Here is an 8,400-nt window from a genome sequence, read left to right as displayed (position 1 = left end):
CCGACCGGGGGCAAAACCGGGCGGCAAACCGGCCAGCCAGGCCACTGGCACCAACCGCAGCAAGCACAAACGCTGATCCATCATCATCGGCAATAAAAACGCATCGCCTGGCGATGCCGTTTTTATTGGGCAGACTCCCTGATTGGCAGCTAAAGTAGCAGCCAACCGGATTCAAACAGGACATGCACCATGGGGGCTTCGCTCAAGCTGGCGGAATTGCTGGGTTCGCTCAGCTATGCACTGGATATCACCGAGGGACAACCTGAAGGCCATTGCGTACGCAGCTGCTGGATAGGCATGCACATTGGCCGTGCCATCGGGCTGGACAGCCAGTCACTGTGGGAACTGTACTACGCCATCCTGCTGAAAGACCTGGGCTGCAGCAGCAATGCCGCCCGCATCAGCGAACTGTATCTGGCAGATGATCGCCAGTTCAAGCAAGACTTCAAGCTGGTAGGCAGCAGCCTGCAGGACAAACTGGGTTTTGTCTTGAGCCATGCCGGACGCCATGCCGGCTGGGCGGAACGGCTGGCATCCATTATCAGCATTGTGCGCAATGGCAAGGAAATCGCCAACGAACTGATCCAGACCCGTTGCTATCGAGGTGCGGATATCGCCCGCCAGCTGCGTTTCAATGAAAACGTCGCGCGCGGCATCCAGTCGCTGGACGAGCACTGGGATGGCTCAGGCCGTCCGCTGGGTTTGCAGGGTGAGGCCATTCCGCTCAATGCCCGCATTGCCCTGCTGGCGCAGGTGGTGGATGTGTTTCACATCACCAGTGGTCGTGACGGTGCGCTGGCCGAGGTGCAGCAACGTGCCGGCAACTGGTTCGACCCACAGCTGGTGGCCTGCTTTGCCAGCGTGGCCAGTGACGAAACCTTCTGGCAGGTGCTGGAATCCACAAGCGTCGATCAGGCGGTACTGGCGCTGGAACCGGCCCAGCATCAGGTGGACGTTGATGAAGATTATCTGGATGAAATTGCCGAAGGCTTCGGCCAGGTGGTCGACTCCAAAAGCCCCTTCACCGCTGGTCACAGCCAGCGGGTAGGTCATTATGCCGACCGTATTGCCGCCACCCTGGGTCTGGATGATGCGCGCCGCCGCTGGCTCAAACGCGGCGCCCTGCTACACGACGTGGGCAAGCTGGGAGTGAGCAACCGCATTCTGGACAAGCCAGGCAAGCTGGATGCCGAGGAATGGGCCGCCGTGCAAAAACACGCCAGCTACACCCACGCCATCCTTGGCCGCATGCAGGTGTTTGCCGAGCTGGCCGATGTTTCCGCCGCCCACCATGAACGACTGGATGGCAAGGGCTATCCGCGCGGTCTGTCAGGCGACGCCATCACCCTGGAAACCCGCATCATCACCACCGCCGACATTTTTGACGCCATCAATGCCGAGCGGCCATACCACCCGGCCACCCCGGTGGCCAAAACACTGGACATCATGCAACAGAACCTGCACATGGCTATCGATCCACGCTGTTTTGCAGCCTTGCAGCAGGTATTGCGCGAGGAAGGCCAGCTCTAGCCCCACACCACCCCGCTGGTCAGCAACTGTTCGGCACGCTGCAAGGCGGCTGCCAGGTCCGGCTGCAGATTGTCCGCACCCAGATCATCCACCAGCCGCGACCCCTTGAGCATGTCCAGCACCTCATCGGTCGCACCACACAGAATCAGCGTCTTGCCCTGCACGCGCAGCTTGTCGTTCAGACTGTCCAGCGCCAGCAAACCGGTGGTATCCAGCATCACCAGCCGGTGCAACTGCAAGATGATGACGCGCGCCTGCTCGGCCTGCTGGTGAATGATTTCCACACTGTCCGCCGCGCCGAAAAACAGTGCACCCTCCACCCGGAAAGCCGCACAGCCATCCGGCACATGCTTGCCGGCTATGGTATGGCGCTCGAACAACTGCGCATATTCCGGCAACAGGCGGTTGACCGAGGTATGGCTGGCCATGCTGCGGATGAAGAACACCGCCGCCATCAGCAGGCCGATCTGTACTGCCACCGTCAGGTCAAACACCACGGTCAGCACAAAGGTGACAATCAAGACGGCGGTATCGCGCTTGGGAAACTGGAAAGCCTTGCGGATATCCCAGTCCCCCATTTTCAGTGCCACCGAAATCAGGATGGCGGCCAGCACCGCCAGGGGAATACTGGCCGCCAACGGGGCAGCCACCAGCAAAATCAACAGCAGCAACACCGCATGCACCATGGCAGCCACCGGGCTGCGACCGCCGTTGCTGATATTGGTGGCAGTGCGCGCCACCGCTCCGGTCGCCGGAATGCCGCCAAAAAACGGGGCCACCATATTGGCGATGCCCTGACCGATCAGCTCCTGATTGGAATCATGCTTGTCGGACGTCATGCTGTCCGCCACCACCGCACACAGCAGTGACTCGATGGCCCCCAGCAGGGCAATGGTAAAGGCCGGTGCCAGCAGGTCGGACAGATGGGTCGGGTCCAGGTCCAGCCCGCCAAAGCTGGGCAAGCCTTGCGGAATACCACCGAACTTGCTGCCCAGCGTGGCCACCGGCAGGCTGAACAAGGCCGTGGCCAGCGTCGCCAGAATCAGCGCCACAAAAGGCGCGGGCAACAGGCGGTTGAGTCGCTTTGGCCATAGCAGGATAAGCAGCAGGCTGGCCGCAGACAGCAGTAAGGTCGGCCAGTGAAAATTGCCCAGTTGCTCACGCAATACCTGCATCACCGCAAAGAAGCCGGCTGGCATCTTTTCCACCGGCAAGCCGAAAAAGTCTTTCAGCTGGGTCAGGAAAATCAGCACGGCGATACCGTTGGTAAAGCCGGTAATCAGTGGCAAGGGAAAAAAGCGGATCACCTGCCCCAGCCGGAAAATGCCCATCAACACCAGCATCACGCCGGACATGAAGGTGCAGATCAGCAGGTTGGCCACCCCGTACTTGGCCACAATGCCGTAGATGATGACGATGAAGGCCCCGGTCGGTCCGGTGACCGACAAACGGCTCCCCCCCAGCACCGCCGCCAGAAAACCGGCAATCACGGCAGTGAATATGCCAGCCTGTGGCGTCACCCCACTGGCCATGGCAAAGGCCATGGCCAAGGGCAAGGCGACAATGCCGACGGTAATGCCGGCCATGATGTCATCGCGCAGCAACTGGCGGTTATAGCTTTTGAGGGTATCAACAATACGAGGGTGGAATCCCGGACTGAACATGGTGCGACTTTCGTTGATGGCAAGCGGCAGCAAACAGTGCCGCGCCTGCATGTTTGTACTGTCATCATCGACGCCAAGCACGCCCGGCGCAAGCCAGCCAGGTATCACGCCAGCAGGATTGCAGCCATGGCAGAGGCATATCGACACCCCAATTCAACAGGCGTAGCATGGTTTCAAGACCACTTCAGCATGAGGGAAAACCATGACGCAAGACAAAAATAACGATCCCGCCATCAGCACCCCCGCCGACACCACACCAGTCGCGGAAAATACCAGCACCACCAGTACTCCTGCTGCCAGCCGCAAGCCTGCGCGCAGCACCAGCAGCCGCCAGAGCAACGTCAAGCGCGTGCATCAGGAATCGGTGAAAGCCATCGAAACCATCAGCCAGCAGCCGGTTGCACTGCAGGTGGCCGAAGCACCGCACGGCACCAGCGAAGACAGTAGCACCGCCGAACTCCCTGCCAGCTTCCCCTACCGCACCCGCATGCGCCGGGCCGAGTACGAAAAGATCAAGCTGGAACTGCAGATCGAGCTGTTGAAAGTACAGAACTGGGTGAAGGAAACCGGGCAGAAAATCGTCATCCTGTTTGAAGGCCGCGACGCTGCCGGCAAGGGCGGTACCATCAAGCGCTACATGGAACACCTGAACCCGCGCGGTGCCCGTGTGGTGGCACTGGAAAAACCGTCCGAGCGCGAACGCGGTCAATGGTATTTCCAGCGTTATATCGAACATCTGCCGTCTTCCGGCGAAATCGTGTTCTTCGACCGCTCCTGGTATAACCGCGCCGGCGTGGAACGGGTGATGGGCTTCTGCACCCCGGACGAATACCTGGAATTCATGCGCCAGACCCCGCAGCTGGAACGCATGCTGGTCAACAGCGGCATCCATCTGTTCAAGTTCTGGTTCTCGGTCAGCCGTGAAGAACAGTTGCGCCGCTTCATCTCGCGCCGGGATGACCCGCTCAAACACTGGAAGCTCTCGCCCATCGACATTCAGTCGCTGGACAAATGGGACGACTACACCGCAGCCAAGCAGGCCATGTTCTTCCACACCAATACCGGCGATGCCCCTTGGGTAGTGGTGAAATCGGATGACAAGAAGCGGGCACGGCTGAACTGTATCCGCCATTTCCTGGCCAGCCTGGACTACCCCAACAAGGACCCGCGTGTGGCCCATGCCGCCGACCCGCTGATCGTAGGTGCCCCCAAGCACATGCACAATGCAGATGAGGACAAGTCGCTGCGTTTTGACGTCTGAAGCAAGCGACCCAAGCAGCCGCATCCGCGATGCGGCTGCTGTGCTAGAATTCGGCTTTGTTTCCGCCGACAGCACTCCTTACATCCATGAAAAAACTGCTCGCAAGCCTTGCCCTGTGTGCCCTGCCCCTGTTGGCACACGCCGCGCCGGTGGTGGAAATGACCACCAACAAAGGCGTGATTGAAATTACCCTGGATTCGGCCAAAGCGCCCAAGACCGTGGCCAATTTTGTCAGCTATGCCAAGGCCGGTTTTTACAACGGTACGGTATTTCACCGCGTCATCGATGGTTTCATGATTCAGGGTGGTGGTTTTGACGGCAAGCTGGAACAGAAGAAAACCAATGCGCCCATCCCCAATGAAGCCGCCAACGGCCTGAAAAACAGCATTGGCACCATCGCCATGGCCCGCACTGCCGACCCCAATTCGGCGACGGCACAGTTTTTCATCAATGTGGCCAACAACGAATTCCTTGACTACAAGAACCCCAGCCCGCAAGGCATCGGCTATGCTGTATTCGGCAAGGTCAGCAAGGGCATGGACGTCGTCAACCGCATTGCCAAAACCCACACCGGCAGCATGAAAGGCATGGATGACGTGCCCTTCGAGCCCATCGTGATCCAGAAGGTTGTGGTCAAGCCCTGACCCGCCTTCACCGGCCAGCCACAGGCTGGCCTTCAGCACACCGCATCAAGCGTACGCTTCAGACAATAAAGGAATCCTCATGATCAAACTGAGCACCAACTTCGGCGATATCGTTCTGGAACTGTTCCACGACAAAGCCCCGGTCACTGCCGCCAATTTTGAAGAATACGTAAAGAGCGGCCACTACGACGGCACCATCTTTCACCGCGTAATCAACGGTTTCATGATTCAGGGCGGTGGTTTTGATGCCGACATGAAGCAAAAAGACACCCGCGATCCGATCAAGAACGAAGCCAACAACGGTGTTTCCAACAAGACCTACACCGTTGCCATGGCCCGCACCATGGACCCGCACTCCGCATCGGCTCAGTTCTTCATCAACGTGTCCGACAATGACTTCCTGGACTTCAAGTCCGAAACCACCCAAGGCTGGGGCTATGCCGTGTTTGGCCAGGTTGTGGAAGGCAAGGAAGTGGTTGATCGCATCAAGACCGTGCGTACCGGTCGTAGCGGTGGTCACCAGGACGTGCCGGTTGAAGCCGTAGTGGTGGAAAAGGCCGAGATCATCTGATCCCGTCCAGGGCCGCTAGTAGCCCTGTCAGCAAGCCAGCTGCCCCCGGGTGAGCTGGCTTTGCTTTGGCATTCTGACAATTGTTGCCCTTACTGAAACATCATGAGCCATCACTTCATTTCCGACCTGCACCTGAGCGAAGACAGCCCCGCACTATGCCAGTTGTTCGTGAGTACCTTGCAAGCATGGCAGGGGCAGATCGACAGCCTGTTCATTCTGGGCGATTTGTTCGAATACTGGGTTGGTGATGACGATGATTCTGCATTCTTGCAGGACATGCTGGCTGCCATGCAGCAGTTCTCCCGCCATACCCCACTTTATGTGATGCGAGGCAACCGCGACTTCCTGCTGGGCGAGGGCTTTTGCCAGCGCAGCGGGGCCATGTTGCTGGAAGACCCTCACCTGCTGGAGGCCTATGGCCAGCGTTATCTCTTGAGCCATGGCGATGCGCTGTGTACCGATGACACCGCCTATCAGCAATTCAGGGCCATGAGCCGCAACCCGGCCTGGCAAGCCGCCATGCTGGCGCGGCCGCTGGCCGAACGCCACGCCATTGCCGCACAGGCACGCATGCAAAGTGAAGCCGCCAAACAGCAGCAAGGCCTGAGCGCCATTACCGATGTCACCGAACAGGCCGTTCTGGTATTACTCGACCAGTATGACTGGCCGGTTCTCATCCACGGCCACACCCACCGCCCTGCCTGCCACGCCTACCAACAAGACAACAAGACCAGTCAGCGCTGGGTGCTGACCGACTGGTACGGCAATCATGGCGGCTATCTGCGGCTGGATGAAAATGGTCTGCAGGCTCATGCACTGACAGCAGGCCACCAACACGACTAGCCTCACCAATGGGAGCCATTGCGGCTTAATTGCAACTAGGCGCGCTGCTGGCTCTGCCCCCCTGCCCCTACTACTGTTTAAAACAATTCTTTAGGACAGTATGTAATACCTTCACTCTGGCAATAATGTGCTATTCCTGATAAGTGGGCTTGCTGACATTTCCACTGCAGTCTCAAGCTCACTTACAACATGGCATGCCTGACATGCCTGACAACAGCAGCACTGCAGACAAGGCCCGCCAACAGGCAGGGTCTGGCCGGACATGTGCGGGCTTTGGGGAATCACAACAATGCAGAACCATCACCGTTTTTTCTCGGTGCGCCAGCGTTTTGTCTGGCTCACGCTGGTGCTGGCCAGCTTGCTTGCCGCCGTGGCGCTGGGAGCGGCAGTACTGATCAGGCAAATCACCATCGGTGGCCCGCAGTACCACCGTATCATCCAGGCCAAGGATCTGGTGGCAGATATCCTGCCGCCACCGGCTTACATCATTGAAGCCAATCTCCTCGTCCATCAGCTCAGGCTGGCATCCGTTGAGCAGCAAGCGCATCTGCTGGGGCAGTTACAGCGCAGCGAACAGTCATTCAATCAGCATTACCAGTACTGGCAGCAACAGGACCTGCCTGTTGCATTGCGCGAGTCTCTGACAGGCCAGGCTCAGGAATATGGACGTGAGTTTTTCATATTGCTGAATCAGCAATTGCTTCCGGCCCTGCAAAAAAAACAGGACCGCCAGGTAAACATTGTTTTTGCCCATATGCAGCAGGTGTATGCGCAACACCGCCAGGCTATCGACAAGGCCGTGATTCAGGCCCAGCAATACCAGCAGCGACTGGAAGATGAAGCAGCCAGCAGCAATCAGCAAAACTGGCTGCTATTGTCACTGGCATTGATCACTACCGTATTGGTCGTGGCCCTGTTATTGCGCTGGAGCTATCGCCGGCTGATTGCGCTGCTGGGTGCGGAACCGGCCCAGACCCGCCAGCATATCGGCCAACTGGCAGAGGGCCAGTGGCAAGGCCGTCTGCAGCAAGTCAGCCCCCACAGCATGAGTGGTGTACTGGATAGCATGATTAGCCGCTTGAGCACCGTCATGCACGGCATACGCCAGACTGCGACCGACATGCGCACCTTGTCCGGACAGGTAGAACATGCTGCCAGCCATGTCGGAGACCAAACCAGCAGTCAGGCGGCCCATCTGGAGGAAATTGCCACCACCTTGCAGCAGTTTTCTTCCACGCTGGATGCCACCATGCATAGCGCCCAGCAAACCGAACAACAAGCCATTGCAGCGGTAGATGCCAGCCGTGAAGGCCGCTTGCTGGTAGAAAACACGGTGCAGGCCCTGCACCATATCATTCAGTGCATAGAGCAGATCGACGACATTGTTTACCAGACGGATTTGCTGGCCTTGAATGCCACAATCGAAGCCGCCCGCGCCGGAGAACACGGCAAGGGTTTTGCCGTGGTGGCGCAGGAGGTTCGCAAACTGGCCCAGCGCAGCAAGGACGTGGCGCAGGAAATCCAGCAACTGTCGCAACAAACCATGAGCCGGGCCGAACATGCCGGCAGTGCCATGGGTACGCTGGAAGACATCATCAGCCAGACCCGTCGCCTGGTGGAACACATCAACAGCAGCAGTCAGGAACAGAACCTGGGCATCAGCCAGATTTCACAGTCCTTGAACCAACTAAGCTATTCATCAGTGCAAAATGCTGAAGAATCGCTGAACATGGCCACACTTTCGCGGGAAATGCTCCAGCATGCTGAAGCCTTGCAGCAACGGGTGGCCTTCTTCCGCTTGCGTGACCAAGCCGCAGACCACCGACAGTTATCCGCTCTGGATGGCGAAAGCAGCGCCCCGCTGACCGCTGCCTGACCCTCGCTCGC

The 8,400-nt window shown here is 58.5% G+C and carries 7 protein-coding genes; 6 read left to right on the top strand and 1 reads right to left on the bottom strand.

The genetic code is table 11. From position 1 onward, the window contains the following. Positions 1-189 precede the first annotated feature (189 nt). Positions 190-1,530, top strand: coding sequence for an HD-GYP domain-containing protein (locus AWT75_RS17545; RefSeq protein WP_062790817.1), 1,341 nt, complete (start codon positions 190-192; stop codon positions 1,528-1,530). Here AWT75_RS17545 and AWT75_RS17540 read toward each other — a convergent pair. Continuing rightward, the gene (locus AWT75_RS17540; protein ID WP_045847215.1) at positions 1,527-3,194 is read right to left on the bottom strand and encodes a SulP family inorganic anion transporter; all 1,668 of its coding nucleotides are present in this window, start codon (positions 3,192-3,194) and stop codon (positions 1,527-1,529) included. The two genes, AWT75_RS17545 and AWT75_RS17540, sit on opposite strands and share 4 nt — an antisense overlap. 403 nt (positions 3,195-3,597) lie before the next feature. On the opposite strand from AWT75_RS17540, the gene ppk2 reads away from it, so the two are divergent. From ppk2 to AWT75_RS17515, 5 genes are all read left to right on the top strand, one after another. After that, positions 3,598-4,455, top strand: a complete 858-nt coding sequence (gene ppk2, locus AWT75_RS17535) for a polyphosphate kinase 2 (protein WP_204377090.1) — start codon at positions 3,598-3,600, stop codon at positions 4,453-4,455. An 86-nt stretch (positions 4,456-4,541) separates the two neighbouring features. Then, on the top strand, positions 4,542-5,099 hold the full coding sequence (locus AWT75_RS17530) for a peptidylprolyl isomerase (RefSeq protein ID WP_045847101.1): 558 nt from the start codon (positions 4,542-4,544) through the stop codon (positions 5,097-5,099). 79 nt (positions 5,100-5,178) lie between these two features. After that, positions 5,179-5,670 (top strand): peptidylprolyl isomerase, encoded by a 492-nt coding sequence (locus AWT75_RS17525; RefSeq protein WP_045847100.1) that lies wholly within the window; start codon positions 5,179-5,181, stop codon positions 5,668-5,670. A 102-nt stretch (positions 5,671-5,772) separates the two neighbouring features. Next, a complete protein-coding gene (locus tag AWT75_RS17520; RefSeq protein WP_062790813.1) occupies positions 5,773-6,513 on the top strand; it encodes a UDP-2,3-diacylglucosamine diphosphatase in 741 nt (246 codons plus the stop codon). Between the two features lie 289 nt (positions 6,514-6,802). Next, on the top strand, positions 6,803-8,389 hold the full coding sequence (locus AWT75_RS17515; protein ID WP_062790811.1) for a methyl-accepting chemotaxis protein: 1,587 nt from the start codon (positions 6,803-6,805) through the stop codon (positions 8,387-8,389). Positions 8,390-8,400: the final 11 nt, after the last annotated feature.

This window comes from Aquitalea pelogenes (genome assembly GCF_001515305.1).
Taxonomy (GTDB): domain Bacteria; phylum Pseudomonadota; class Gammaproteobacteria; order Burkholderiales; family Chromobacteriaceae; genus Aquitalea; species Aquitalea pelogenes.
The sequence above is the reverse complement of the archived record's forward strand: the minus strand, read 5'-3'. Positions and strand labels throughout refer to the sequence as shown.

What these genes read in the sequence shown, in the direction of transcription:
- AWT75_RS17545 (WP_062790817.1), top strand. Translation starts at nt 190, where the DNA reads ATGGGGGCTTCGCTCAAGCTGGCGGAATTGCTGGGTTCGCTCAGCTAT.
- AWT75_RS17540 (WP_045847215.1), bottom strand. Translation starts at nt 3,194, where the DNA reads ATGTTCAGTCCGGGATTCCACCCTCGTATTGTTGATACCCTCAAAAGC.
- AWT75_RS17530 (WP_045847101.1), top strand. Translation starts at nt 4,542, where the DNA reads ATGAAAAAACTGCTCGCAAGCCTTGCCCTGTGTGCCCTGCCCCTGTTG.
- AWT75_RS17525 (WP_045847100.1), top strand. Translation starts at nt 5,179, where the DNA reads ATGATCAAACTGAGCACCAACTTCGGCGATATCGTTCTGGAACTGTTC.
- AWT75_RS17520 (WP_062790813.1), top strand. Translation starts at nt 5,773, where the DNA reads ATGAGCCATCACTTCATTTCCGACCTGCACCTGAGCGAAGACAGCCCC.
- AWT75_RS17515 (WP_062790811.1), top strand. Translation starts at nt 6,803, where the DNA reads ATGCAGAACCATCACCGTTTTTTCTCGGTGCGCCAGCGTTTTGTCTGG.